The 24089-nt window shown below is 66.2% G+C and carries 23 protein-coding genes; 9 read left to right on the top strand and 14 right to left on the bottom strand.

The features are described from left to right. The 4 genes from EG885_RS11585 to argH all read right to left on the bottom strand — a co-directional run. Positions 1-574 (bottom strand): DUF4175 family protein (locus EG885_RS11585; protein ID WP_165571116.1); only part of this gene is annotated, 574 nt, incomplete at its 3' end. Between the two features lie 65 nt (positions 575-639). Continuing rightward, positions 640-1905: a diaminopimelate decarboxylase gene (gene lysA / locus EG885_RS11580; RefSeq protein ID WP_131574636.1), complete on the bottom strand. Its 1266-nt coding sequence runs from the start codon at positions 1903-1905 to the stop codon at positions 640-642. 1 nt (position 1906) lies between these two features. Further along, entirely contained in the window at positions 1907-2068 is a 162-nt protein-coding gene (locus EG885_RS22715; RefSeq protein ID WP_165571115.1) for a hypothetical protein, read from the bottom strand. Continuing rightward, the gene (argH, locus tag EG885_RS11575; RefSeq protein ID WP_131574635.1) at positions 2065-3465 is read right to left on the bottom strand and encodes an argininosuccinate lyase; all 1401 of its coding nucleotides are present in this window, start codon (positions 3463-3465) and stop codon (positions 2065-2067) included. Before argH ends, EG885_RS22715 begins: the two co-directional genes overlap by 4 nt. 22 nt (positions 3466-3487) lie before the next feature. Between argH and EG885_RS11570 the strand changes: the two genes are divergently transcribed. Then, positions 3488-4036, top strand: coding sequence for a TlpA disulfide reductase family protein (locus EG885_RS11570; protein ID WP_242679622.1), 549 nt, complete (start codon positions 3488-3490; stop codon positions 4034-4036). On the opposite strand, the gene EG885_RS11565 is transcribed toward EG885_RS11570, so the two are convergent. Next, positions 4014-4589, bottom strand: a complete 576-nt coding sequence (locus tag EG885_RS11565; RefSeq protein WP_131574633.1) for a DNA-3-methyladenine glycosylase I — start codon at positions 4587-4589, stop codon at positions 4014-4016. The genes EG885_RS11570 and EG885_RS11565 overlap by 23 nt on opposite strands. 104 nt (positions 4590-4693) lie before the next feature. Here EG885_RS11565 and EG885_RS11560 point away from each other — a divergent pair, with 104 nt between their 5' ends. From EG885_RS11560 to phbB, 3 genes are all read left to right on the top strand, one after another. Next, positions 4694-5500, top strand: a complete 807-nt coding sequence (locus tag EG885_RS11560) for an EAL domain-containing protein (protein WP_242679623.1) — start codon at positions 4694-4696, stop codon at positions 5498-5500. Between the two features lie 132 nt (positions 5501-5632). Beyond that, entirely contained in the window at positions 5633-6805 is a 1173-nt protein-coding gene (locus EG885_RS11555; protein WP_131574631.1) for an acetyl-CoA C-acetyltransferase, read from the top strand. Between the two features lie 81 nt (positions 6806-6886). Then, on the top strand, positions 6887-7609 hold the full coding sequence (gene phbB / locus EG885_RS11550; RefSeq protein WP_131574630.1) for an acetoacetyl-CoA reductase: 723 nt from the start codon (positions 6887-6889) through the stop codon (positions 7607-7609). 79 nt (positions 7610-7688) lie between these two features. Here the strand turns inward: phbB and EG885_RS11545 are convergent, their stop codons facing one another. The 3 genes from EG885_RS11545 to EG885_RS11535 are packed head-to-tail and all read right to left on the bottom strand — an operon-like array spanning position 7689 to position 8873. Next, positions 7689-7853: a YdcH family protein gene (locus EG885_RS11545; protein ID WP_131574641.1), complete on the bottom strand. Its 165-nt coding sequence runs from the start codon at positions 7851-7853 to the stop codon at positions 7689-7691. Between the two features lie 59 nt (positions 7854-7912). Further along, a complete protein-coding gene (locus EG885_RS11540) occupies positions 7913-8671 on the bottom strand; it encodes a tRNA1(Val) (adenine(37)-N6)-methyltransferase (protein ID WP_131574629.1) in 759 nt (252 codons plus the stop codon). After that, positions 8664-8873, bottom strand: a complete 210-nt coding sequence (locus tag EG885_RS11535) for a putative signal transducing protein (protein WP_131574627.1) — start codon at positions 8871-8873, stop codon at positions 8664-8666. Before EG885_RS11535 ends, EG885_RS11540 begins: the two co-directional genes overlap by 8 nt. Positions 8874-8947: 74 nt before the next feature. On the opposite strand from EG885_RS11535, the gene EG885_RS11530 reads away from it, so the two are divergent. Continuing rightward, positions 8948-9949 (top strand): polyprenyl synthetase family protein, encoded by a 1002-nt coding sequence (locus EG885_RS11530; RefSeq protein WP_131574626.1) that lies wholly within the window; start codon positions 8948-8950, stop codon positions 9947-9949. Between the two features lie 146 nt (positions 9950-10095). Here EG885_RS11530 and EG885_RS11525 read toward each other — a convergent pair whose 3' ends face one another. Further along, positions 10096-11430: an ammonium transporter gene (locus EG885_RS11525; RefSeq protein ID WP_131574625.1), complete on the bottom strand. Its 1335-nt coding sequence runs from the start codon at positions 11428-11430 to the stop codon at positions 10096-10098. Between the two features lie 379 nt (positions 11431-11809). Between EG885_RS11525 and EG885_RS11520 the strand changes: the two genes are divergently transcribed. Continuing rightward, positions 11810-14098, top strand: coding sequence for a transglycosylase domain-containing protein (locus tag EG885_RS11520; RefSeq protein ID WP_131574624.1), 2289 nt, complete (start codon positions 11810-11812; stop codon positions 14096-14098). Positions 14099-14172: 74 nt separating this feature from the next. Here the strand turns inward: EG885_RS11520 and EG885_RS11515 are convergent, their stop codons facing one another. Together EG885_RS11515 and EG885_RS11510 are read right to left on the bottom strand one after the other, a co-directional pair. Continuing rightward, complete coding sequence (locus EG885_RS11515) at positions 14173-14796, bottom strand: MlaC/ttg2D family ABC transporter substrate-binding protein (RefSeq protein WP_131574640.1); 624 nt, start codon at positions 14794-14796, stop codon at positions 14173-14175. After that, on the bottom strand, positions 14765-15583 hold the full coding sequence (locus tag EG885_RS11510) for an MlaA family lipoprotein (RefSeq protein WP_242679620.1): 819 nt from the start codon (positions 15581-15583) through the stop codon (positions 14765-14767). The genes EG885_RS11515 and EG885_RS11510 overlap by 32 nt, the downstream gene beginning before the upstream one ends. A 120-nt stretch (positions 15584-15703) precedes the next feature. Here EG885_RS11510 and EG885_RS11505 point away from each other — a divergent pair, with 120 nt between their 5' ends. From EG885_RS11505 to EG885_RS11495, 3 genes are all read left to right on the top strand, one after another. Next, positions 15704-17455 carry a type I secretion system permease/ATPase gene (locus EG885_RS11505; RefSeq protein ID WP_131574622.1) on the top strand — a complete coding sequence of 584 codons (1752 nt, stop codon included), beginning with the start codon at positions 15704-15706 and terminating at the stop codon, positions 17453-17455. Continuing rightward, positions 17452-18783, top strand: a complete 1332-nt coding sequence (locus EG885_RS11500) for an HlyD family type I secretion periplasmic adaptor subunit (RefSeq protein WP_131574621.1) — start codon at positions 17452-17454, stop codon at positions 18781-18783. The genes EG885_RS11505 and EG885_RS11500 overlap by 4 nt, the downstream gene beginning before the upstream one ends. A gap of 120 nt (positions 18784-18903) precedes the next feature. Further along, complete coding sequence (locus tag EG885_RS11495; protein ID WP_131574619.1) at positions 18904-20214, top strand: short-chain fatty acid transporter; 1311 nt, start codon at positions 18904-18906, stop codon at positions 20212-20214. 60 nt (positions 20215-20274) lie between these two features. Here EG885_RS11495 and rnr read toward each other — a convergent pair whose 3' ends face one another. The 3 genes from rnr to dapE are packed head-to-tail and all read right to left on the bottom strand — an operon-like array spanning position 20275 to position 24088. Next, on the bottom strand, positions 20275-22530 hold the full coding sequence (rnr, locus tag EG885_RS11490; protein ID WP_131574618.1) for a ribonuclease R: 2256 nt from the start codon (positions 22528-22530) through the stop codon (positions 20275-20277). After that, positions 22527-22952, bottom strand: coding sequence for a GNAT family N-acetyltransferase (locus EG885_RS11485; protein ID WP_131574617.1), 426 nt, complete (start codon positions 22950-22952; stop codon positions 22527-22529). The genes rnr and EG885_RS11485 overlap by 4 nt, the downstream gene beginning before the upstream one ends. Beyond that, entirely contained in the window at positions 22949-24088 is a 1140-nt protein-coding gene (gene dapE / locus EG885_RS11480; protein WP_131574616.1) for a succinyl-diaminopimelate desuccinylase, read from the bottom strand. Before dapE ends, EG885_RS11485 begins: the two co-directional genes overlap by 4 nt. Position 24089 lies beyond the last annotated feature (1 nt).

Raw genomic sequence — 24089 nt, 5'->3', positions numbered from 1 at the left:
CCTCCCACACAGGCCCCGAGGGCACGATCCCGCCCCCCTCAGGCGTGGACATGGTCGCGGCAATGGCGCGCAGTCCCTGCCCCGTCTGCCCGGCGCCGCCAAAGACCAGTGCCATAACCAGCGCGACCAGCCCGGCCAGCCGCAGCGCATAAGGGTCGCGCCGCGCCAGATCGGCATCGGGCCGCACCGCCCGGGCCGCCGCCGCCGCCGCCTCCATCTGCGCCAGATGCGCCTGCCACAGGGCACCCTCGCCGCCGATCGCCGCGCGGTCGGACAGCGCGCTCAGCGGCCTCCCCGGCAAGGTCCGGTCCAGCCGCGCCAGCGCCTCGGCCCGCCGGACCCGGCGAAAGCGCCAGCCGCCCACACCCGCGGCAACAACCACCGCCAGCAACCATGCCCCCGCCATCCAGGGCAGCACCGCATCGGGCAACCCGGCCACCACGCCCAGCGCCAGCGCCGCAAACCCCACCGCCAGCAAGGTGACCAACGGCCAGAAAGCCCGCGCACCACGCTCCCACGCCATACCCCACAGGGTCAGGCGCAAAGCGCGGCCCACCGGGCCTTTCTTCTTCATGAAAATATCCCCGGGGGTCCGGGGGCGGGCAGCCCCCGGCTTTTGATCCTCAAGCTGACGCCGGTTCAAAGCCATGCGGGGATGCTATCGCGCCCCAGCATATCCTCATATGTCGGGCGAGCCCTGATGACGGCGAAGTGATCGCCCTGCACCAGAACCTCGGGCACCAGGGGCCGCGAGTTGTATTCCGACGCCATCACCGCCCCATAGGCGCCGGCGGAGCGAAAGGCCACCAGCCCGCCTGCCGCCATTTCGGGCAGCTCGGCCCCCTTGCGGAAGGTGTCGCCCGATTCGCAGACCGGACCGACCACATCATAGGGGCGGACCGCCGCGCCGACGGCGGGCTGGATCACCGGGACGATGTCATGATGCGCGCCATACATCGCCGGGCGCAGCAGGTCGTTCATTGCCGCATCGACGATCAGGAAATCGCGGTCCTCGCCCGCCTTGACATAAATCACCTCGGTCAGCAGCACGCCCGCATTGCCGACGATGTTGCGGCCCGGCTCGATCTCGATCTCGCAGCCCAGATCGCCGACGGTCTCGCGGATGACCTGCCCGTAATCCAGCGGCAGAGGCGGGGCGGAATTGTCGCGCTGATAGGGAATGCCCAGGCCCCCGCCCAGATCCAGCCGGGTGATCGCATGACCCTCGGCGCGCAAGGCGCGGGTCAGCTGGGCGACCTTGGCATAGGCAGCGCGGAACGGTTCCAGATCGGTCAGCTGGCTGCCGATATGCACATCGATCCCCACCACCTGCAGCCCCGGCAGGCGGGCGGCCTCGGCATAGACCGCGATCGCACGAGAGATCGGGATGCCGAACTTGTTCTCGGATTTGCCGGTGGCGATTTTTTCATGCGTCTTCGCATCGACATCGGGGTTCACGCGGATCGCGACGGGCACCGTCACGCCCATGCTGACGCACAGCGCCGACAGGGCGCGCATCTCGGGCTCGCTTTCGATGTTGAACTGGCGGATGCCGCCTTCGATGGCCAGACGCATCTCGGGGACGGTCTTGCCGACGCCGGAAAAGACGATCCGGTTGCCCGGAACACCCGCCGCCTTGGCGCGCAGATATTCCCCGCCCGAGACGACATCCATCCCGGCGCCCAGATCGCCCAGCAGCTTCAGCACGGCCAGATTGCTGTTCGACTTGACCGCAAAGCAGACCAGATGATCGGTCCAGTCCAGCGCCTGACGGAACAGCCCGAAATGCCGCGTCAGGGTCGCCGCAGAATAGACATAGACGGGGGTGCCGACCTGCTGGGCGATGCAGGACAAGGACACGCCCTCGGCATGCAATTCGCCGTCCCGGTACAGGAAATGATCCATCCTACAGCTCTGCCGAGACGCCGATCCGTGCGTCGCCGCTGAACGTGACGCCCATCTGCTGCTGCAGGGGCTTTTCCACGGGCCGCGTCGGCGCGCCATCGACACCACAGGCCGACAGCATCACCACAGGGGCCAGCATGGCCAACAGGGACAGACGGATCATGCCAGTTTCTCCTTCCAGCGGGCGATCTGCGCGCGCACCTGATCCGGCGCCGTGCCGCCATAGCTTTGGCGCGAGGCGACCGAATTGTGCACGCCCAACACGTTGAACACATCCGGGCGGATCTGACCATGCACCGATTGCATGTCCTCCAGCGACAGATCGGGCAGATCGACGCCCCGCGCCTCGGCCATGGCGACCAGCGATCCGGTGACGTGATGGGCGTCGCGGAACGGCAGGCCCAGTTCGCGCACCAGCCAGTCGGCCAGATCGGTCGCGGTGGAAAACCCGGTCCCCGCCGCATCCTCCAGCCGGTCACGGTTGGCGGTCAGGTCCGACAGCATCCCGGCCATCGCCGCCAGCGCCAGCATCAGCGTGTCGGCAGCATCGAAAACCTGTTCCTTGTCTTCCTGCATGTCCTTGGAATAGGCCAGCGGCAGGCCCTTCATCACCGTGAACAGCGCCACCGTCGCGCCCAGAATGCGCCCGATCTTGGCGCGGATCAGCTCTGCCGCATCGGGGTTGCGCTTTTGCGGCATGATCGACGAGCCGGTGGACCATTTGTCCGACATCGACACGAACCGGAACTGGGCCGAGGACCAGATCACCAGCTCTTCGGCCAGCCGCGACAGATGCACCGCACAGATGGCCGAGGCCGACAGGAATTCCAGCGCAAAATCGCGGTCGCTGACAGCGTCCAGAGAATTGGCCATGGGCCGGTCGAACCCAAGCACCTGCGCGGTCATGTCCCGGTCGATGGGATAGCCCGTCCCCGCCAGCGCCGCCGCCCCCAGGGGCGATTCGTTCATCCGCGCGCGTGCGTCATGGAACCGCGACAGATCGCGCCCGAACATCTCGACATAGGCCATCATGTGATGGCCCCATGTCACCGGCTGCGCGGTCTGCAGATGGGTAAAGCCGGGCATGACCCAACCGGCCCCGGCCTCGGCCTGCGACAAAGCCGCGCGGATCAGGGCGCGCAGGCCCTCGATGGCGGCGTCGCATTGATCGCGCACCCACAGCCGGAAATCGGTCGCGACCTGATCGTTTCTCGACCGGCCCGTGTGCAGGCGGCCTGCGGGCTCGCCGATGATCTCTTTCAGGCGGGCCTCCACGTTCATGTGGATGTCTTCCAGATCCTTACGGAACACGAACTGCCCGGCCTCGATTTCTGACAAGACGGTGAGCAGCCCTTCCCCGATGGCCTTCGCATCGTTATCGCTGATGATGCCTGTCGCGGCCAGCATCGCCGCATGGGCCCGGCTGCCCCGGATATCCTGCGCGTAGAGCCGCTGGTCGAACCCGATCGAGGCGTTGATCGCCTCCATGATCGCATCTGGCCCGGCGGCAAAGCGCCCGCCCCACATGCTGTTGGCGGAGGTCTGGGGCCGGTCGGTCATATGTCAGTCCTTCGGAGGTCTCATGCTGCGTTCCGCCCTGCTTTATACGGCCCTTGTTTTCGGTGCAAACACCGCCTTCGCCGCGGACCCCGACTGGCAGGCCGCCCGCGACGGGGGCCTGGACAAGCTGGTCGTCGCTGAACAGCCCGCCCCGGTCGCCCAGACCGAGTTCACCGACCCCGATGGCGGCACCCACAGCCTTGCCGACTGGCAGGGCAAGGTCGTCCTGCTAAACTTCTGGGCGACATGGTGTGCGCCCTGCCGCGAAGAGATGCCCGCGCTGGACCGCCTGCAGGCCGAGATGGGCGGCGATGACTTTGAGGTCGTGACGGTGGCCACGGGCCGCAATGCGCCCGACCGCATCGACGATTTCTTTGCCGAGGTGGGGGTGGAAAACCTGCCCGTCCTTCTGGACCCCCGCCAGCAGCTGGCCCGCAGCATGGGCGTGGTCGGTCTGCCCGTCACCGTCCTGATCGACCGCGAGGGGCGCGAGGTCGCGCGCTATCTTGGCGATGCGGAATGGGATTCGGATGCCGCAAAGGCGCTGATCACCCAGCTGACAGCGCCCTGACCGGCCCGTGCCGGTGGCAGGTCACGATATGGTCGTTGACCATCCCCGTGGCCTGCATGAAGGCATAGACGATCACCGGCCCGCAGAACGTGAACCCCTCGGCCTTCAGCGCCTTGGCCATCGCGCGCGAGGCGTCCGTCTCGGTCGGGACCGAGGCCATGTCGGGCCGGTCGGTCTGGACCGGCTGGCCGCCCACAAAGGACCACAGCCACGGCGCGAATCCCCGATCTGCCTCGATCCGCAGATAGTGGCGCGCGCCCTGCACGGTCGCCTCGATCTTGCCGCGATGGCGGATGATGCCGGGGTTTTCCAGCGCGCGGGCGACGCGGTCATCGTCCCACAGGGCCACGCGGGCGGGATCGAAATCGTCGAATTCGGTGCGAAAGGCATCACGCTTGCGCAGGATGGTGATCCAGCTGAGGCCCGCCTGAAACCCGTCCAGCACCAGCTTTTCCCACAGTGCGCGCGGGTCATATTCGGGCATGCCCCATTCGCTGTCGTGATATTCGACATAAAGCGGATCGGTCCCGCACCATGTGCATCGGTCGGCCATCCGTTAACCCTGAACTGAGAAAGCGATCATCGTTCACACGATATTAGGACATTATGTCCACAGTTGAAAGCACACCGACGTGGAGGATGCCCCCCGTGAACGACATGACGTTGGATAACAGCTCGCCGCTTGATCAGGCGATGCAGCGGCAAAGCCGTCTGACGATGTCGGCGGTCACGGCAGCCGTGGAACGACGCAGCGCGACGCTGGCTTATCAGCCCATCGTGCAGGCCAGTCGCCCCCGCAACGCCGCCTTTTACGAAGGTCTGATCCGCATCATCGACGACACCGGCCGTCTGGTCCCGCTGCGCGATTTCATGCCTCAGGCCGAAAACACCGAACTGGGCCGCAAGATCGACTGCCTGTCGCTGACTCTGGGCCTGCAGACCCTGATCGAGGATCCGGGCCTGCGCCTGTCGATCAACATGTCCGCCCGCTCGATCCTGTATCCCGAATGGATGAACTGCCTGCGCCGGGGCATTTCGGACGACCCGACGGTGGGCGAACGGCTAATTCTGGAAATCACCGAAAGCTCGGCCATGGGCATGCCGGACGAGGTCAAAGGCTTCATGGCCGAGGTGCAGGGCCATGGCATCAGTCTGGCGCTGGACGATTTCGGGGCGGGCTATACCTCGTTCCGCTATCTGCGCGATTTCTGCTTCGACATGATCAAGATCGACGGTCAGTTCATCCGCGAAATCGCCGCCAAGCCCGACAATCAGGTGCTGACCCGGGCGTTGCAATCCATCGCCCACCATTTCGACATGTTCACCGTCGCCGAATCCGTCGAAACCGCGGATGAGGCGGCCTTTCTGATCGATATCGGAATCGATTGCCTGCAGGGCTATTACTTCGGGGCGCCGACCATCTCTCCCCCGTGGAAAAAGCCGCCCTCGCTGGCCAGCCGCTAGGGGGCGGGCCTATGGCGCGATCCGCAGGCCTGCGACGAAAGTCACGGTCTTTCGCTTGAACCTTGCGTCGTGAAACAGCATCCTGACCTTCGAGATGCCGGCTTGTCCGGCAGAGTAGGGAAGGAGCCCGCCATGACCAAAGCTGTTATCGTTTCCGCCGCCCGGACCCCGGTCGGAAGTTTTATGGGGTCGTTTGCCAATGTGCCCGCGCATGATCTGGGCGCGGCGGTTCTGGCCGAGGTCGTCCGGCGCTCTGGCATCGATCCGGTCGAGGTCGATGAAACCATTCTGGGTCAGGTTCTGACCGCCGCCCAAGGGCAGAACCCGGCCCGTCAGGCGCATATCAAGGCGGGCCTGCCGCAGGAATCCGCTGCATGGGGCATCAATCAGGTCTGCGGTTCGGGCCTGCGGGCCGTGGCGCTGGCTGCGCAACAGGTCATTCTGGGCGATGCGCGCGTGGTGCTGGCGGGCGGGCAGGAAAGCATGTCGCTGTCGGCCCATGCGGCCTATCTGCGCGCCGGTCAGAAGATGGGCGATCTGCAGTTCATCGACACGATGATCCGCGACGGCCTGTGGGATGCATTCAACGACTACCACATGGGCCAGACGGCGGAAAACGTCGCCAATCAGTGGCAGATCAGCCGCGATCAGCAGGACGAATTCGCCCTCGCCTCGCAAAACAAGGCCGAGGCCGCGCAGAAGGCGGGCCGGTTCGACGATGAGATCATCGGCTATACCGTCAAGTCGCGCAAAGGCGACACGATCGTCGACAAGGACGAATATATCCGCCACGGCGCCACGATCGAGGCGATGCAGAAACTGCGCCCGGCCTTTGCCAAGGACGGATCGGTCACGGCGGCGAATGCCTCGGGGCTGAATGACGGCGCGGCGGCGGTGATGGTCATGACCGAGGATGAGGCCGCGCGGCGCGGGCTGACGCCGCTGGCGCGCATCGCGTCCTATGCGACGGCGGGTCTGGACCCGGCGATCATGGGCACGGGGCCGATCCCTTCCAGCCGCAAGGCGCTGGAAAAGGCCGGATGGTCGGTCGGCGATCTGGATCTGGTCGAGGCGAACGAGGCTTTTGCCGCGCAGGCCTGCGCCGTGAACAAGGACATGGGCTGGGATCCGGCGCTGGTCAATGTGAACGGCGGCGCGATCGCCATTGGCCATCCGATCGGCGCCTCGGGCTGCCGGGTGCTGAACACGCTGCTGTTCGAGATGCAGCGCCGAGACGCGAAAAAGGGTCTGGTGACCCTGTGCATCGGCGGCGGCATGGGCGTCGCCATGTGCCTGGAGCGGTAAGATCTGATTTCGGCGCGCAACGATATTGCGCGCCGGACCTATTTTAGTTAACAAGATTTCATAAATTCCTGGGAGGGAAACATGTCCAAAGTTGCTCTGGTCACCGGAGGGTCGAGGGGGATCGGCGCCGCCATTTCAAAGGCGCTGCAGGCTGCAGGTTACACGGTCGCGGCCAATTACGCCGGAAATGACGAGGCGGCGCGCGCGTTCAGCGCGGAAACCGGCATCAAGACCTTCAAATGGTCGGTCGCCGATTACGATGCCTGCGTCGAAGGCGCGGCCCGGGTCGAGGCCGAGTTGGGCCCCATTGCGGTGCTGGTCAACAATGCCGGCATCACCCGCGACGCGCCGTTTCACAAGATGACCCCGCAGCAGTGGAAAGAGGTGATCGACACCAACCTCAGCGGCGTCTTCAACATGACCCACCCGATCTGGCCCGGCATGAGAGAGCGCAAATTCGGACGGGTGATCAACATCAGCTCGATCAACGGGCAAAAGGGTCAGTTCGGTCAGGCCAATTATTCGGCGGCCAAGGCGGGCGATCTGGGCTTTACCAAGGCTTTGGCGCAAGAGGGCGCGCGGGCCAATATCACCGTGAACGCCATCTGCCCCGGCTATATCGCCACCGAGATGGTCATGGCCGTCCCCGAAAAGGTGCGCGAGGCGATCATCGGCCAGATCCCTGTCGGACGCCTTGGCGAACCCGAGGAAATCGCCCGCGCGGTGGTCTTTCTGGCGGCCGACGATGCGGGCTTCATTACCGGATCGACGCTCAGCGCGAATGGCGGTCAGTTCTTCGCCTGACCACAGCGCCCCGGCAACCGGCAAGGCCCGCGCGATTTGCGCGGGCCTTTTTTCATATGATCTTCATGTTCAACGGGTATCAGTGGGCATATCTGGTGATCTGTTCCTTCAACCGAAGCTTTTCGCGCTTCATCGCGGCGATCTCGTGATCGCTGGTACCCGGACTTCTCTGGGCCCTTTCCACGGCAGCAGACAGGTTCTGGTGTTTCTTGCGAAGCTCCTCGACGTGGGAAGCAACAGTCATCGCATCCTCCTGTATGGTTGTGTCGAACATGTTCAGTCCACCACAGGTTTTTGATTCTGTCACGGGACTTTCGCAATTCCCATGTCGATCGGCGCGCCATTGCGCAGAACCGCCCGTGCAAGGGCAGTCAGATCCTCGGCATCGCGGGCATGGCTGGCGGCGGCATGGGTGATCAGCGGCGCCAGCAGCCGCAGCGGGCTGCGCGCACCCTTGCGCGCGGCGACCAGCACGCGGCCCGCCGGATGCCCCGCCCGCCCGGCCACCGGCAGGATGGTGATGCCGCCCGCGCGGCCCGACAGCCCGGCCATCACCCCCTCCAGCCGGTCGGCGCGCTGGATGACCACCAGCCAGCCGCCCTGCCGCAGCCTGCGCAGGCCCGCATCGATCCACAGGGACAGGGGCGTCTCCTCGCGCCGCGCCCCGGCCCGGCCCGGATCGGGGGCGGGCGTGCCGCCCAGGAAATAGGGTGGGTTCATGATCACATGGTCAAATACCCGCGCGCGCAGATCGGCCGGGGGCCGGGCCAGATCGCCGGTCAGAACGGTCAGCGCAATGCGATTGACCGTCGCATTCTGGCGGGCCAGATCGGCATAGAGAAGCTGGCGTTCCAGCCCCGTCAGGTCCAGCCCCGGCACGCGCAGGCCCAGACACAAGCTGGCCGTCCCGGCCCCGCAGCCCAGTTCCAGCACCGCCTGCCCCGCGATCGCCGGGCAGGCCGCCGCCAGCATCACCGCATCGGCGCCCGCACGATACCCATGGGCGGGTTGCGCGATGCGCAGCCGCCCGTCCAGAAATCCATCGATGCGGATGTCACTCATCCAGCCCGTTGTCGCGCAGGATGGCCCGGGCCATGAATTCGTCGCGATCCGCGACCATCAGCCGCGCAGGCAGAATCCCGATCGAGCCTTCCAGCACGCTCATGTGCTGGTCCATGGGAAAGGTCATGATCCCCTCGGCCTCCAGCAGGCTGGTGGCGGCGGACATGCGGACGGGATCGTTGCTGCGGAAAAGCTCTTTCATCCATGCGACGTTAAGCGGCGGTTGCGCATTTGTCGATGCCGTGGCAATGGGTTGGCGCAGACACGGGGTACGCTATGACTGTGCAGGACAATGTCCGCAAACCGCTGGACCGGCTGACCGAGGCCCTGACCGCCGAGATGGAGGCGGTCAACGCCCTGATCCGCACCCGTATGGCCAGCAAACACGCGCCGCGCATCCCCGAAGTGACCGCCCATCTGATCGAGGCGGGCGGCAAACGCCTGCGCCCGATGCTGACGCTGGCCGCGGCCAAGCTGCTGGGCTATCCAGGACCGTGGCATATCCACCTGGCCGCGACCGTTGAATTCATCCACACCGCGACCCTGCTGCATGATGATGTCGTGGACGAAAGCCGCCAGCGGCGCGGGCGTCCGACGGCCAATCTTTTGTGGGACAACAAGTCCAGTGTGCTGGTCGGCGATTATCTGTTCGCCCGCAGCTTTCAACTGATGGTCGAACCCGGCAATCTGCGCACGCTGGAAATTCTGGCCAATGCCAGCGCCACCATCGCCGAGGGCGAGGTGCTGCAGCTGACCGCCGCTCAGGATCTGGGCACCGACGAGGCCGTCTATCTGCAGGTTGTCCGCGGCAAGACGGCGGCGCTGTTTTCCGCCGCGACCGAGGTGGGTGGCGTCATCGCAGGCGCGCCCGACGACCAGGTACAGGCGCTGTTCGATTATGGCGATGCCCTTGGCATCAGCTTTCAGATCGTCGACGACCTGCTGGATTACGGCGGCTCGACCGAGACGATCGGCAAGAATGTCGGCGACGATTTCCGCGAACGCAAGCTGACCTTGCCGGTGATCAAGGCGATCGCCAAGGCCAACCCGGAGGAACGCGCCTTCTGGACCCGCACCATCGAGGTTGGCGACCAACGCGACGGCGATCTGGAACAGGCGCTGGCCTTGCTGGCACGACATGGAGCCATGGCTGCAGCCCGGCGCGATGCGCTGGACCATGCCGCGCGCGCCAAGGCGGCGCTTGACATCCTGCCCGCCCATCCGATCCGCGACATGCTGTCCGATCTGGCCGATTTCGTCGTCAGCCGCGTCGCCTGATCCCTTGCCCTGATCGATGGCCCGTCCCCGCCAACAGGCGGGGGCGGGCTTTTTCGTTTGCCTTGCGACCAGCACGGAAGGGGCGGACATGAAAAAGGGCGGGCCGCTTGCGCGACCCGCCCCCTCTCCGGGAAGAGACCTGGTGTTTACTTGGCCTGCACGAAGTCGGGATAGGCTTCCATCCCCATTTCCGAGATGTCGAGACCGCTGATCTCGGCTTCCTTGCTGACGCGGATGCCCATCGTCGCCTTGAGGATCAGCCAGACGACCAGGCTGACACCGAAGGTAAAGCCACCCACGCACAGCACTCCGATGGCCTGCGTGACAAAGTTGGTGCCATCATTGGTCAGCGGCACCACCATCGTGCCCCAGATGCCGGCCACAAGGTGGACCGGGATCGCACCGACCACATCGTCGATCTTGAACTTGTCCAGCAGCGGCACCACGAAGACCGCGATCGCCCCACCGACGCCACCGATCAGGATGGCTGCGAAGACGGACGGCATCAGCGGTTCTGCGGTGATAGACACCAGACCCGCCAGCGCACCGTTCAGCACCATCGTCAGGTCGATCTTGCCGTACAGCAGCTGCGTCACGATGATCGCCGCGACCGCACCACCCGAGGCCGCCATGTTGGTGTTCACAAAAATCCGGCTGACATCGGCGGCATCATTGACCGACCCGATGGCCAGCTGCGATGCGCCGTTGAACCCGAACCAGCCCAGCCACAGGATGAACGTGCCAAGCGTGGCCAGCGCCAGGTTCGAACCCGGCATCGGCTGCTGGCGTCCGTCGGGGCGATACTTGCCCGTCCGCGCACCCAGCACGATCGCACCGGCCAGTGCCGCGAAACCGCCTGCCGCGTGAACCAGCGTCGAGCCTGCGAAGTCCGAGAAGCCCATCTCCGACAGGAACCCGCCGCCCCACTGCCAGCTGGCCTCGATCGGGTAGATCAGGGCTGTCAGCACGACGGTGAAGATCAGAAAGGGCCACAGCTTGACGCGCTCGGCCAGCGTGCCCGAGACGATCGAGGCCGTGGTGGCGCAGAACATCAGCTGAAAGAAGAAATCCGAGCCTGCGGAATAGCCCGCCGACGCGTCGCCGGTACCGACGGCATCGATGGCCTTGGGGCTGAACAGCTGTCCGATGACGCCCGGAACGGTCCAGCCGTCGCCCGGATACATCAGGTTATAGCCGATCAGCCAGTACATGATGCCCGCGATGGCGAACAGCGAGATGTTCTTGAAAAGCTGGGTGGTGACGTTCTTGGACCGCACCAGACCGGCTTCCAGCATGGCAAAGCCTGCGGCCATCCACATGACCAGAAAGCCGCCCATCAGGAACAGCAACGTGTTGAAGATATAAGCGACATCCGCGCTGACTGCGGCAGCCGCCTCCACGGGCGCCGCGGCGTCCTGCGCCGCGGCAGGAAACGCTGCCAGCGTCGCAAGTATCGCGATGAGCGGGAGGGTCTTGTTCATGTGATGTAACCTCGCTTCGTGCCGCAGCCGCCGGTCCGGCTGCTATCGCCCCTTTCATCTGCAATTTGGTCCCTTGGGCAAAGATGCGCCGGGTTCTGTGCCTCACAGAATCCTGATATGATTAAAATGAGGGCTAAATTGGGGCGTTGAGCCTGTTGATTGCGCAGTTTTCGTCTGGCGAACCGCCGCGTGTGCCCGCCGCCTGTGCAGGATGCCCTTGCCCGCGCCAGTTCGGCGGCCCGGCGCCCGCCCGCCCACCGGACGGGGCCAGGCATCACGGATTGGTCACCCCAATTCCCTCGGCGCGCATCTTGCTGTAGTCTGGCGGCAATCCCTTGGCCGGATCAACCGGCATCGCAGTCACGCAGGCACCCGACGTATGAAAAGACCCACCGGCACCCCGACCCGCACGGGCAAAAGTCCTGTTGCTGACAAGCGCAGCCAGCCCGCCCCGGCGGCGGCAACGCCGCGCAAGGTCAGGCGGCACAAGAAACCCCGGCGCGGCGGCATTCTGGGCTGGATCGCGGGTCTGGTCAGCCTGATGTGGCGGATCGTGTGGGGCTCGGTCTGGCGGCTTGGCATGGTGGTCGCACTGATCCTTGGCGCGGCCAGCGCCTATTTCTATGTCAGCCTGCCCGAGGCGTCCGATTTGTTCGACGGTCGCGCGCGCGGCAGCGTCACCATGCTGGACCGCGACGGGCGGGTCTTTGCCTGGCGCGGGGAAACCTTCGGCGCGGTGGACAGCGACCAGATCGCCCCGGTCCTGCGACAGGCGGTGATCTCGGCCGAGGACCGGCGCTTTTTCCGCCATGTCGGCGTCAGCCCGCGCGGCATCGCCAGCGCCATCCGCATCAACCTGGCCGAGGGCCGGGGCCCGCTGGAGGGCAATGGCGGTTCGACCATCACCCAGCAGGTCGCCAAGCTGCTGTGTCTGGGCGACACCTTCGATCCCACCCGTTTCGCCAACGAAGCCGAGTTCGAGGCCGATTGCCGGGGCGGCGGCATCTGGCGCAAGATCAAGGAAATCCCCTTCGCCTTTGCGATGGAGGCGAAGTACAGCAAGGACGATATCCTCAGCATCTATATGAACCGGTCCTATCTGGGCGGCGGTGCGCGGGGCTTCGAAGCTGCAAGCCAGGTCTATTTCAACAAGCCCGCCAGCCAGGTGAACACCTCCGAGGCCGCGATGCTGGCCGGTCTTTTGCCTGCACCAAGCCGCTATGCCCCCACCGCCAATCTGGAACGCGCCCAGAATCGCGCCAGCGTGGTCATGGGCCTGATGCACGAAGAGGGCTATCTGGACGATCAGCAACTGGCCGCGGCCCGCGCCAACCCCGCCACCCTGTCGCAGGCGGCAACCGCGCGCGCGGGCGGCTATTTCGCCGATTGGCTGATGGAATCGGGTCCGGGTTTCCTGACCAGCGAGACGACCGAAGACGTCACCATCACCACCACCTTTGACCAGCGCATCCAGCGCGCCGCCGAACGGGCCCTGCAACGGGTCTTCGACGAAAAGGTCAAGGACGGCTCGACCGCCGAGGCCGCCGTCGTGGTCATGTCGGCTGACGGTGCGGTGCGCGCCGTCATCGGTGGGCGCAACACGCGGGTGAACGGCGTCTTCAACCGCGCGACGCAGGCCAAGCGGCAGACGGGGTCGTCCTTCAAGCCCTTCGTCTATGCGGCAGCGCTGGAGGCGGGCTATTCGCCATCCGACCGGATCGAGGACGGACCGCTGACGATCCGCATTCCGGGCGGGCGCAACTGGTCGCCGCAGAACTATACCCGCAACTATCGCGGGGCGGTGACGCTGACGACATCTCTGGCGCAGTCGCTGAACACCTCGACCATCCGTCTGCAAGAGGCCGTGGGCCGCGATCAGGTGATCCGGGTCGCGCAAGGGTTCGGCATCGTCAGCAATCTGACCACCAGCCCCTCGCTTGGTCTGGGTGCGTCCGAGGCGACGCTGCTGGAGCTGACCGGCGCCTATGCGGGCATCCGCAACGGCGGCACCTCGGTTGCGCCCTATGGTCTGGTCGAGCTGACCGTGCAGGGCGACGACCGCCCGCTGATGGGCCAGACCGGCGGTTTCGGCGAACGCGTCATCAGTCAGCGCGCGGCAGGCCAGCTGATCTATATGATGCAGCAGGTGATTTCCTCGGGGACGGGTTCGCGGGCGAAACTGGGCGACCGTCCGGTGGCGGGCAAGACCGGGACCACCAGCAGCTATCGCGATGCGTGGTTCGTGGGCTTTACCGAACAATATGTTACCGGCGTCTGGATGGGCCATGACGACAACACGCCGCTGACCGGCGTGACCGGCGGCGGCCTGCCCGCCGAGATCTGGCAGGCCGTCATGTCCGAGATCCACGAGGGGCTGCCGGAACTGGCGCTGTCCACCGTGTCGCCGGATGGCAGCGGGATCATCATGTCATCGGGCGGATCGACCCCGCAGGTCGTGACCAGCGGCTCGGCCGACGATCCGCTGGCGGCAGCCCTGGCCGGGGTGATGAATTCGGTCGAACAGCAGAACAGCGGCGGCGGACGGATGATCGGCGCACCCTCGACCGAGGTGACGGGCGGCGCGCCGCAGACATCGGGCGACAGCGTCGGCGCATCATCCGACGATGCGCTCAGCCGGGCCCTGAACGGGATTTTGGGCGGGAACTGACCCACCACCGCGCCATTGAAAAGGCCGCCCGGTTCGCGCCGGGCGGCCTTTTTCGTGGCTGAGGGTGGCGGGTGTCAGCCCGCCTGCCGCAGGTCGGCGGCCAGCGCGGTCACATCGCCCTGCCGCCGGGCCAGCATCGCGCCGATCTCGGCCCGCTCGCTGGCCAGCATGTTCACGCCCTCGATGATGATGTTGAAATACAGATCCTGCCCCGAGCGGTCCGAGACATGCCATTCCACCTCCATCGGCGCGCGCCCGTTCAGATAGGCGACCGAGGTGACGGCGAAAAAACTTTTCAGGGGCCGCGCATCGGTCACCTCGATCCGCGATCCGATGAATTCGCGGAACCGGGCACCGTATTTGCGGCCGACATAACCCTGAAACGCCTGCTTGTAATCGGCAAAGACGGCGGCGTCGGTCTGCCGCGCCGCAGGCCCGAGGGCGGAACGCGCGATCACGTCCACATCGGCATAACGGGCAAAGATCGCCTCGAAGTTCTGATACATCTGAGGGGCGGGCTGGCCTGAATTGATGACCTGATAGACCTCGCCCAAAGACCGGTCGATCAGCGCCCGCGCGCCGCCCGCGTCCAGCGCAAAGGCCGGACGCCATGGCAGGACCGCAGCCACCCCCGCACAGGCCAGCAGGCCCAGAAAGCCGCGCCGGTCAGTCCGCATAGGGGTCCATGACCTGGGCATCGTCATAGGGGTCATAATCGTCACTGGTCTCTCCCAAATCGTGGCGGCGGTTCATCAGCCAGATCAGCCGTGTCTGGGCATAGCTATCCGCACTTCCTTGCAGGATGCCATCCACCGTATCCCCGAACCGCGCCCGATCACCGGCTTTTGACGCGACGCGCAGACCAAAGACCGCCCCCGCCTGCCGCCCGTCCAGCAGATGGTACAGCGGATCGATCAGCAGATCGACGACCTGCCCCACCGCATCGCGCTGCGTGGACGGTCCCAGCACCGGCAGTTCCACATAAGCGCCCTCGGGGACGCCCCAGACCGCCAGCGTCTGTCCGAAATCGGTATCACGCTCAGTCACGCCAAAGCTGTCGGCGGCGGGATCGAACAGCCCGCCCAGCCCGAGGGTCGAATTGACCGCGAAGCGCGTCAGGTTCGCCCCCGCATCGCGCGGCTTGCCCTGCAGCAGCCCGTTGACCGATTTGACCGGCAGGGACAGGTTGCGCCCGGCATTGATGACCATCTGCAACGGTCCGATCGGCGCGTCGGGATCGCGGGGCGCGGCGGCCGCATCACCGTCGCCCTTCACCAGATTGGCGACGGGGCCGATGATCCGCGCATCCAGCCCCTTGTTGAAGGCATGGATGCGGCGGTTCTGCGCCTCATGAGGGTCGTTGATGACAATGCCGTCCTGTCCGGCACCCTCCGGCTGGACCGGGCGCGCGGCGCAGCCCGCAACGACCAGCGCCGTCAGAACCAAAGCCAGAACGGGCGGATAAGGGCGGCGGAACGGGCGCAAGGGTTTCCTAACCTTTCTGTGCAACGGTCGGGGGCAGGCTGGCATATGCCCTGCGCGGTGATATGGTCGCGGCGGTAACGAGGCAAGCCCCGGCGCAGGGGGCATCTGAAGGCGTGATGTATGGTCAAAGGCGTGATTTCCCCCGACGGCAACCGCGAGTTGCGCGCCGCCCGGGCCACCGGCTGGCGGCTGTTTCTGGCCGTGGGCGTCTTTTCGGCGGTGGTGAACCTGCTGATGCTGACCGGACCGCTGTTCATGCTGCAGGTCTATGACCGGGTTCTGGCCTCGCGCAGCGTCGAGACTTTGGCGGCCTTGTTCGTGCTGGTTGTGTTCCTGTTCGCGCTGATGGGTGTCATCGACCTGATTCGCAATCGCGTGATGGGCCGGATCGCCGCCCGCTTTCAGGACCGGATGGAGGGGCGGGTCTTCAACGCCGCCCTGCGCGAAGGGGCGCGGCATGGCGACGAATCAGGCGCCACGGCCAGCGGCATGCGTGATCTGGATGCGGTGCAGCGGCTGCTGGGATCCCCGGTGATGCTGGCCTTTTTCGATCTGCCCTGGGCGCCGCTGTTTCTGGCGGCGATCTTTGTGTTTCACCCGCTGCTGGGGATCGTGGCCACGGTCGGCGGCATCATTCTGGTCGTCACGACGATCCTGAACCGGGTGCTGACCAAAGCGCCGTTGCAAGGCTCTGTTCAGGCGGGCGCGCAGGCGCAGCGGATGGCCGATCTCTATCGGGACGAGGGCGAGGTGATCGGCGCCCTCGGCATGCGCGGCGCGACCTTTGCGCGCTGGCGGATCGCGCGATCCGTCGCTCAGGACAATACCGTTCGGGCGGGCGATCTGTCGGCAGGGTTCAGCGTGTTTTCCCGCACCTTCCGGCTGTTTCTGCAAAGCGCGATGCTGGCCGCCGGCGCCCTGCTGGTGCTGCGTCAGGAACTGACGCCGGGCGCGATGATCGCCAGTTCCATCGTCATGGGCCGGGCGCTGGCGCCGGTCGATCAGCTGGTCGGCGGCTGGCCCACAGTGCAGGCGGCGCAAGATGGCTGGGCACGTCTGGCGGGGCTGTTGTCGCGACAGCCCGCCGATACCGACCGCACCCCCCTGCCCCGCCCCGAGGCCCGGCTGGAGGTGCGCAACCTGTCCGTCGCCCCCCCGGGCGAGGGGCAGGCCACCCTGCGCGGCGTCAGCTTCGGCGTGGTGCCGGGCACCGCCCTTGGGGTGATCGGGCCCTCGGGTGCCGGGAAATCGACGCTGGCCCGCGCCCTGATCGGCGCTTGGGGCGTCGGCGGGGGCAGCATCCGCCTTGGCGGCGCGACGCTGGATCAGTATCACCCCGATGTTCTGGGCAGCCTGATCGGCTATCTGCCGCAACAGGTGACCCTGTTCGACGGAACGATCGCCGAAAACATTGCCCGTCTTTCCGACAGCCCCGATCCAGACCGTGTGGTGCGCGCCGCGCAGGCGGCAGCGGCGCATCAGATGATTCTGGACCTGCCGCAGGGCTATGACACCCGCATCAGCCAGACGGCGGGCCGTCTGTCGGGCGGGCAGATCCAGCGCATCGGACTGGCCCGCGCGCTCTATCCAGACCCGGTGCTGCTGGTGCTGGACGAGCCGAACTCGAATCTGGACAATCTGGGATCGGACGCGCTGAACGCCGCGATCCGGCGGCTGAAGGCGCAGGGCGGCACGGTCATCATCATGGCCCACCGCCCCGCCGCGATCCATGAATGCGAAAACCTGCTGGTGCTGGAGGCCGGGATCCGCCGCGCCTTCGGCCCGCGCGACAAGGTGCTGGAACAGATGGTTCAGAACTCGGCCCAGATCCGTCAGGCCCAAGCCGCGGGACAAGGCGGGGGCGTCGCATGAGCACTCGGGACAAACCCAAGAAACCTGCCTCGGGCGATCAGCGCTGGCCCGTGCGCGGGCCGATTCTGGCCGGGGTGATCGCCGTTCTGGTGCTGTTGGGGGGCTTTGCCGTTTGGGCGACGATGACCCGGATTTCCGGCGCCGTGGTCGCCACCGGGCAGGTCGAGGTCGAACAGCAGCGTCAGGTCGTCCAGCATCCCGATGGCGGCGTCGTCCAAAGCATCGCCGTGTCCGAAGGCACGCTGGTCGCGGCGGGCGACCTGCTGCTGTCGCTGGACGGCACCCTGCTGCGCACCGAGCACACCATCGTCGAGGGGCAGTATTTCGAAATTCTGGCCCGCCGCGGGCGGTTGGAGGCCGAACGTGCCGCGGCCACCGACATCACCTTCCCCGCCGAACTGCTGATGGCGGCCGAGGCCAAGCCCGCTTTGGCCGATCTGGTCGAAGGGCAGACCAGCCTGTTCCTGACGCGGCTGGACACGCTGCGCCAGTCGCTGGACCAATTGGCCAAGCAATCCGACCAGATCGATTCCGAGGTGGACGGCATCGACGCCCAGATTGCCGCGCTTGGCACCCAACGCGGACTGATCGGACGAGAGCTGACCGACCAGCAAAGCCTGCTGGACCGGGGTCTGGCCCAGGCCAGCCGCGTCTCGGCGCTGGAGAGAGAGGCCGCGCGCATCGACGGAGAGATGGGGTCGTTGCAGGCCGGGCGCGCCTCGGCCGCGATCCGCCAGACCGAGCTGGAAATCCAGCGCCTGCGTCTGGCCGCCGAACGCCGCGAACAGGCCGAGACAGAGCTGCGCGATCTGGGATATCGCGAGCTGGAGCTGGCCGAACGCCGCCGCAGCCTGTTCGAACAGCTGGACCGGCTGGAAATCCGGGCGCCGGTATCGGGGCTGGTCTACAACATGCAGGTGACCACGCCGCGTTCGGTGATCCGGCCCGCCGATCCGCTGCTGTATCTGATCCCGCAGGACCGGCCTCTGGTCATCGGCGCGCGGATCGCCACCATCAATATCGACGAGGTTCTGCTGGGCCAGCCGGTCGTGCTGCGCTTTTCGGCCTTTTCGTCGCGCACCACGCCCGAAATCGATGGCCGGCTGGACCGCATCTCGGCGGATGCGATGATGGACGAGGCGACTCGGACCCCTTATTACCGCGCCGAAGTGTCGATCCCGCCCGAAGAACTGGAAAAGCTGGGCAGTCTGGCGCTGGTTCCGGGCATGCCGGTCGAGGTCTATATCCAGACCGGCGACCGCAGCCCGATGGGCTATCTGGTGAAACCACTGGCCGATTACTTCAACCGCGCCTTCCGCGAAAGCTGACCGGTTTTCGCGGGGCGCGCCGGTCACCGTATCGGTGACGCAGGGTCGCCGCACCGTCATCCCGCGTTGCCATTCCCCTTCTCTTGTCGCAGCCTGTCGGGCCAAGAGGAGGAGGATCCCATGCTGAGATTTCTGGCCCGACCGGCCACAAGACTGATGGAGCGTTGGCTGCCCGACGCCTTCATCTTTGTCATCGTGCTGACCCTGCTGGCCGCCGCCGCCGCCATGCTGAGCGAGGGCACCAACCCCGTCGATCTGGTGCAGATGTGGGGCAACGGGTTCTGGGAACTGTTGTCATTCGCCATGCAGATGCTGCTGGTGCTGGTGACGGGCTATATTCTGGCCTCGTCGCCGCCGGTGCGGCGGGTGCTGGCGCGGCTGGCGGGCCTGGCGCGCAGCCGGGGCGGGGCGATCATTCTTGTCAGCGTCGTGTCGCTGGCCGCCAGCTGGATCAACTGGGGATTCGGGTTGGTCGTGGGCGCGATCTTTGCGCGAGAGATCGCCCGGCAGGTGCAGGTCGATTACCGCCTGCTGGTCGCCGCCGCCTATTCCGGCTTTGTCATCTGGCATGGCGGGCTGTCGGGTTCGATCCCGCTGACCATCGCCACGCCGGGCCATTTCACCGAAGCCCAGATCGGCGTCATCCCCACGTCAGAGACGATCTTTGCGGGCTGGAACCTGCTGATCGTCGCGGCGCTGTTCATCGTGGTGCCGCTGGTCAACCGGCTGATGCTGCCGCTGGAACATGAACAGGTGCTGATCGACCCGGACCGGCTGCGCGATGCCCCGCCTGCGCCCCGCGCCGCCACCCCCACCCCGGCCGAGTGGCTGGAGACCAGCCCGCTGCTGATGATTTTGATCGGGGTGCCCGGTCTGGCTTGGCTGCTGCTGCATTTTCTGGGCGGCGGTGCGCTGAACCTGAACGTGGTGAATTTCATGTTCCTGTTTCTGGGCATTCTGTGCCACGGCACGCCCCGCAGCCTGCTGGCCGCGCTGGACGATGCGGTGCGCGGTGGCGCAGGCATCGTGATCCAGTTCCCCTTTTATGCCGGGATCATGGCGATCATGGTCGAAAGCGGGCTGGCGGCCAGCCTGTCGGAATGGTTCGTGTCGATCTCGACCGCCCAGACCCTGCCGTTCTGGAGCTTTATCGCCGCCGGGATCGTCAATGTCTTCGTCCCCTCGGGCGGCGGGCAATGGGCGGTGCAGGCGCCGGTCATGCTGCCGGCTGCGGCGGCGCTTGGGGCGGATCTGCCGCGCGTGGCAATGGCCGTGGCCTGGGGGGATGCCTGGACCAACCTTCTGCAGCCCTTCTGGGCGCTGCCGATGCTGGGAATCGCCGGGCTGAAGGCGCGCGATATCATGGGGTTCTGCGTGATTCACCTGGTCGTGGTGGGCGCAGTGATCGGCGGGGTGTTGTATTACGCATGAGAGAGGCTGGGGGGCCAGCCCCCCAGACCCCCCGGGATATTTCTCTGAAGAAGAAGAGGTTCAGCGCTTGCGGCGGCGTTTGGTGGCGCGTTTGACCTTGGCCAAGCGGGCCTTGACGGCGGTCTGGCCGGGGCTGCGGACGCGTTTTCCCTTGGTAGGGCCGCGCGGCAGGGTGCGGCCTTCCAGTTCCAGCAGATCGAGAGTCAGGCCGCCGGTCATCGGGATCGCCTCGGCCAGTCGCACGGTGACGCGTTGGCCGATGCCCAGCTCCAGCCCGGTCTCGCTGCCGATCAGGGTGCGGGCATCGGGGTCGAAGTGGAAATATTCGTTGCCGATGGCGCGGATGGGCAGCAGGCCGTCTGCGCCAGTCTCGTCCAACTTGATGAAGGCGCCGAATTTCTGGATGCCGCTGATGCGCCCGGTCATTTCGGTGCCGACCCGTTCGGACAGGAAGGCCGCCAGATAGCGGTCGGTGGTGTCGCGTTCGGCGGCCATGGATCGGCGTTCGGTCTCGCTGATGTGGATCGCGGTTTCGGGCAGGCGGTCGGTCTCGTCATGGCCGAGCCCGTCCTTGCCCCAGCCATGCGCACTGATCAGCGCCCGGTGCACGATCAGGTCGGCATAGCGGCGGATGGGTGATGTGAAATGTGCATAGCTTTTCAGCGACAACCCGAAATGACCGAAGTTTTCCGGATGGTAATAGGCCTGCGTCATGGATCGCAGGGTCGAGATGTTGATCAGCTCGTCGAAATCGGTGCCCTGGGCCTGCGCCAGAAGGCGGTTCAGCTGGCTGGTATGCAAGACCTGCCCCCTGGCCAGCGTAAAGCCCGAGGCCTGGGCCACCTCGCGCAGGGCATCCATCTTGTCCAGACTGGGTTCCTCGTGGACGCGGAACAGCAGGGGGCGCTGGCGGCGGGCCAGTTCCTCGGCGGCGGCGACATTGGCCAGCACCATGAATTCCTCGATCAGGCGATGCGCGTCCAGGCGGTCGCGAAAGGCCACGGCCTTGACCCGGCCTTCGGGGGTCAGCTCGATCCGGCGTTCGGGCAGGTCCAGATCCAGCGGCTGGCGGCGTTCGCGCGCGCCTTTCAGCAACCCATAGGCATGCCAGAGGGGGCGGATCACATCATCCATCAGCGGTTCGGTCTGGGCGTCGGGCGTGCCATCCGCCCCGGCCTGCGCCTGTTCATAAGCCAAGCTGGCGCGGCTGTTCATCATGGCGCGGTGGAATTTATGGCCGGTCTTGTTGCCCTGCGCGTCCAGCCGCATCTCGACCGCGATGACGGGGCGGTCCACACCCTCGTGCAGCGAGCAGAGATCGGCCGACAAAGCCTCGGGCAGCATCGGGACCACGCGATCGGGGAAATAGGTCGAATTGCCGCGCGTCCAGGCCTCGCGGTCCAGCGCCGACCCGGTGCGGACGTAATGGGCGACATCGGCGATGGCCACCCAGATGGTCGCGCCGCCGTCATCCTCGACGAAGGCCGCCACCGCGTCATCATGATCGCGCGCATCCGAGGGGTCGATGGTGACCAGCGGCAGGGCGCGCAGGTCGTCGCGGCCCTTGCTGGGCGCGGGCTGGGCGGCCTCGGCCTCGGAGATGGCCTTGTCGGGGAAGCGGTCGGGGATGCCGTGCTGATGGATGGCGATCAGGCTGACCGCGCGGGGTGCGGACGGATCGCCCAGGCGTTCGATGATGCGCGCCATCGGCAGGCCCATGCGGGCGCGGGGACCGACCTGTTCGGCCTGTACCAGTTCGCCGTTTTCGGCCCCAAGGGTGGCATCGGCGCGGATGCGCCATTCCTTGTCCTGCCCCTTGTCGATGGGCAGGATGCGCCCGCCCTCGCTGTCGGCGCGGAAGATGCCGGTGATGCGGTTCGGATTGGCGGCGATGCGGCGGATCAGGCGGGCCTGGTACTGGTAATCCTCGCCCATGACCGGGATCAGGTTGGCCAGAAAGCGGTCACCGCGCCCCAAGGCGGGGTCGGCCTTGCGCGGGCTGAACAGGATGCGCGGCATCGGCCCGTCGCCCTGATATTCCAGCGGTCGCGCGAACAGATCGCCCGACCCGTCGGGGGCCAGCAGTTCCAGCACAGTCACCGGGGGCAGCTTTTCCGCATCCAGATAATGGCGGCGGCGGCGTTCCAGCAGGCCCTCGGCCTCCAGTTCTTTCAGCAGGCGTTTCAGCTCGATCCGCTCGGCACCCTTGATGCCAAAGGCCTTGGCGATGTCGCGCTTGGAATTGGCGTCGGGATGTTCGGCCACCCATTCAAGGATCTGGGCCTTGCTGGGGATCTGGCTGGGAGGCAGGGTCATGAGGTCACTTGCAGGTTCAGGGCCATATCACGATGCGGAATGCCCGCATCGTGATAGACCGGGCCTTCCGCGACAAAGCCCAGTTTTTCATAAAATCCGATGGCATGGGTCTGGGATCCAAGCCGCGCCTGCGCCACGCCGCGCGCGCGCAACACGTCCAGCGCGGCGCGGATCAGTGCCGCGCCAAGGCCGGTGCCGCGCTGATCGGCCAGGACACAGACGCGACCGATCTTGCCCAGATCGCCCTTGATCAGCAGCCGGGCGGAACCCACGGGCCGGCCGCCGTCGCGTGCCAGCAGATGGATCGCGGCGGCGTCCTGATCGTCCATCTCGTCGGCCTCGGGGACGCCCTGTTCGTCAATGAAGACGGTGCGGCGCAGGGCGTGGCAGGCGGCCAGGTCGCGTGTCTCTTGGATGATCATTCGAAATATCTTTCCAGAATACGCTGGTAAATGGTCTTCAACTGGCGGACCTGCTGGGCGGGCACGCGTTCGTTCACCTGATGCATGTGGGCACCGACCAGCCCGAATTCCACCACCGGGCAGTGATCCTTGACGAAACGCGCATCCGAGGTGCCGCCCGAGGTGGACAGGACCGGCTGGCGGTTGGTTTCCTGCGTGACCACGCCGCGCACCAGATCGACGAAGGCGCCCGGTTCGGTCAGAAACGCCTCGCCCGAGATGTCGGCGCTGACGCTCACGGTGACGCCGGTCTCGGCGGTGATGCGCCCGGCATGGTCGCGCAACAGATCGGTCAGCGAGGCGCCGGTATGCAGGTCGTTGAAGCGGATATTGACGATGGCGCGCGCGGTTTCGGGGATCACGTTGGACGCCGGATTTCCGCAATCGATCGAGGTGATCTGCAGACCCGTGGGGTCGAAATGGTCGGTCCCCTGATCCAGAGGGTCGGCGGTCAGTTCGGCCAGCATCCGCGTCAGCGCATGCAGCGGGTTTTTCGCGCGATGGGGATAGGCGGCATGACCCTGCACCCCTTTGGCGTCGATGCGGAAGGTGACCGCGCCGCGCCGGCCGATCTTCATCATCTCGCCCATGATCTCGGGGTTCGAGGGCTCTCCGACGATGCAGGCATCCATGCGTTCGCCGTTGGCCGCCATCCAGTCGAGGATGGCGATGGTGCCGTCGCGGGACGGTCCTTCCTCATCCCCGGTGATGGTCAGGATCACGGCGCCATCGGGCGGTGTGTCGCGGACGAAGTCGATGGCGGCCGTGACAAAGGCCGCGACGCCCGATTTCATGTCGGTGGCGCCGCGCCCCCAGATCACGTCATCGGCGTCCCAGTGGCCCGAAAAGGGCGGATGCGTCCACGACCCCAGATCGCCGGGCGGCACCACATCGGTATGGCCGTTGAACCCGATGGTCCGGGCGCCCTTGGCCCCCCATCTTGCAAACAGGTTCGACGTGCCGTTGCGGTCGATGCGGTGGCAGTCAAAGCCCGCCGCAGACAGCTCATCGGCCAGCAGGACCAGCGCGCCGCCCTCTTCCGGGGTGACCGAAGGGCATTGGATCAGGCGGGCGGTCAGTTCGGCGGCATCCAGCATC

This window comes from Paracoccus nototheniae (assembly GCF_004335005.1).
GTDB lineage: Bacteria > Pseudomonadota > Alphaproteobacteria > Rhodobacterales > Rhodobacteraceae > Paracoccus > Paracoccus nototheniae.
The sequence above is the reverse complement of the archived record's forward strand: the minus strand, read 5'-3'. Positions and strand labels throughout refer to the sequence as shown.

Coding starts and splice junctions, on each gene's coding strand:
- phbB (WP_131574630.1), top strand. CDS start 6,887: ATGTCCAAAGTTGCTCTGGTCACCGGAGGGTCGAGGGGGATCGGCGCC.
- EG885_RS11505 (WP_131574622.1), top strand. CDS start 15,704: ATGGTCAAAGGCGTGATTTCCCCCGACGGCAACCGCGAGTTGCGCGCC.
- EG885_RS11520 (WP_131574624.1), top strand. CDS start 11,810: ATGAAAAGACCCACCGGCACCCCGACCCGCACGGGCAAAAGTCCTGTT.
- EG885_RS11565 (WP_131574633.1), bottom strand. CDS start 4,589: ATGGCCGACCGATGCACATGGTGCGGGACCGATCCGCTTTATGTCGAA.
- rnr (WP_131574618.1), bottom strand. CDS start 22,530: ATGACCCTGCCTCCCAGCCAGATCCCCAGCAAGGCCCAGATCCTTGAA.
- EG885_RS11545 (WP_131574641.1), bottom strand. CDS start 7,853: ATGACTGTTGCTTCCCACGTCGAGGAGCTTCGCAAGAAACACCAGAAC.
- EG885_RS11540 (WP_131574629.1), bottom strand. CDS start 8,671: ATGAGTGACATCCGCATCGATGGATTTCTGGACGGGCGGCTGCGCATC.
- EG885_RS11560 (WP_242679623.1), top strand. CDS start 4,694: ATGACGTTGGATAACAGCTCGCCGCTTGATCAGGCGATGCAGCGGCAA.
- EG885_RS11495 (WP_131574619.1), top strand. CDS start 18,904: ATGCTGAGATTTCTGGCCCGACCGGCCACAAGACTGATGGAGCGTTGG.
- dapE (WP_131574616.1), bottom strand. CDS start 24,088: ATGCTGGATGCCGCCGAACTGACCGCCCGCCTGATCCAATGCCCTTCG.
- EG885_RS11530 (WP_131574626.1), top strand. CDS start 8,948: ATGACTGTGCAGGACAATGTCCGCAAACCGCTGGACCGGCTGACCGAG.
- EG885_RS11500 (WP_131574621.1), top strand. CDS start 17,452: ATGAGCACTCGGGACAAACCCAAGAAACCTGCCTCGGGCGATCAGCGC.
- EG885_RS11535 (WP_131574627.1), bottom strand. CDS start 8,873: ATGAAAGAGCTTTTCCGCAGCAACGATCCCGTCCGCATGTCCGCCGCC.
- EG885_RS11485 (WP_131574617.1), bottom strand. CDS start 22,952: ATGATCATCCAAGAGACACGCGACCTGGCCGCCTGCCACGCCCTGCGC.
- EG885_RS11570 (WP_242679622.1), top strand. CDS start 3,488: ATGCTGCGTTCCGCCCTGCTTTATACGGCCCTTGTTTTCGGTGCAAAC.
- EG885_RS22715 (WP_165571115.1), bottom strand. CDS start 2,068: ATGATCCGTCTGTCCCTGTTGGCCATGCTGGCCCCTGTGGTGATGCTG.
- EG885_RS11555 (WP_131574631.1), top strand. CDS start 5,633: ATGACCAAAGCTGTTATCGTTTCCGCCGCCCGGACCCCGGTCGGAAGT.
- EG885_RS11525 (WP_131574625.1), bottom strand. CDS start 11,430: ATGAACAAGACCCTCCCGCTCATCGCGATACTTGCGACGCTGGCAGCG.
- EG885_RS11515 (WP_131574640.1), bottom strand. CDS start 14,796: ATGCCCAGGTCATGGACCCCTATGCGGACTGACCGGCGCGGCTTTCTG.
- lysA (WP_131574636.1), bottom strand. CDS start 1,905: ATGGATCATTTCCTGTACCGGGACGGCGAATTGCATGCCGAGGGCGTG.
- argH (WP_131574635.1), bottom strand. CDS start 3,465: ATGACCGACCGGCCCCAGACCTCCGCCAACAGCATGTGGGGCGGGCGC.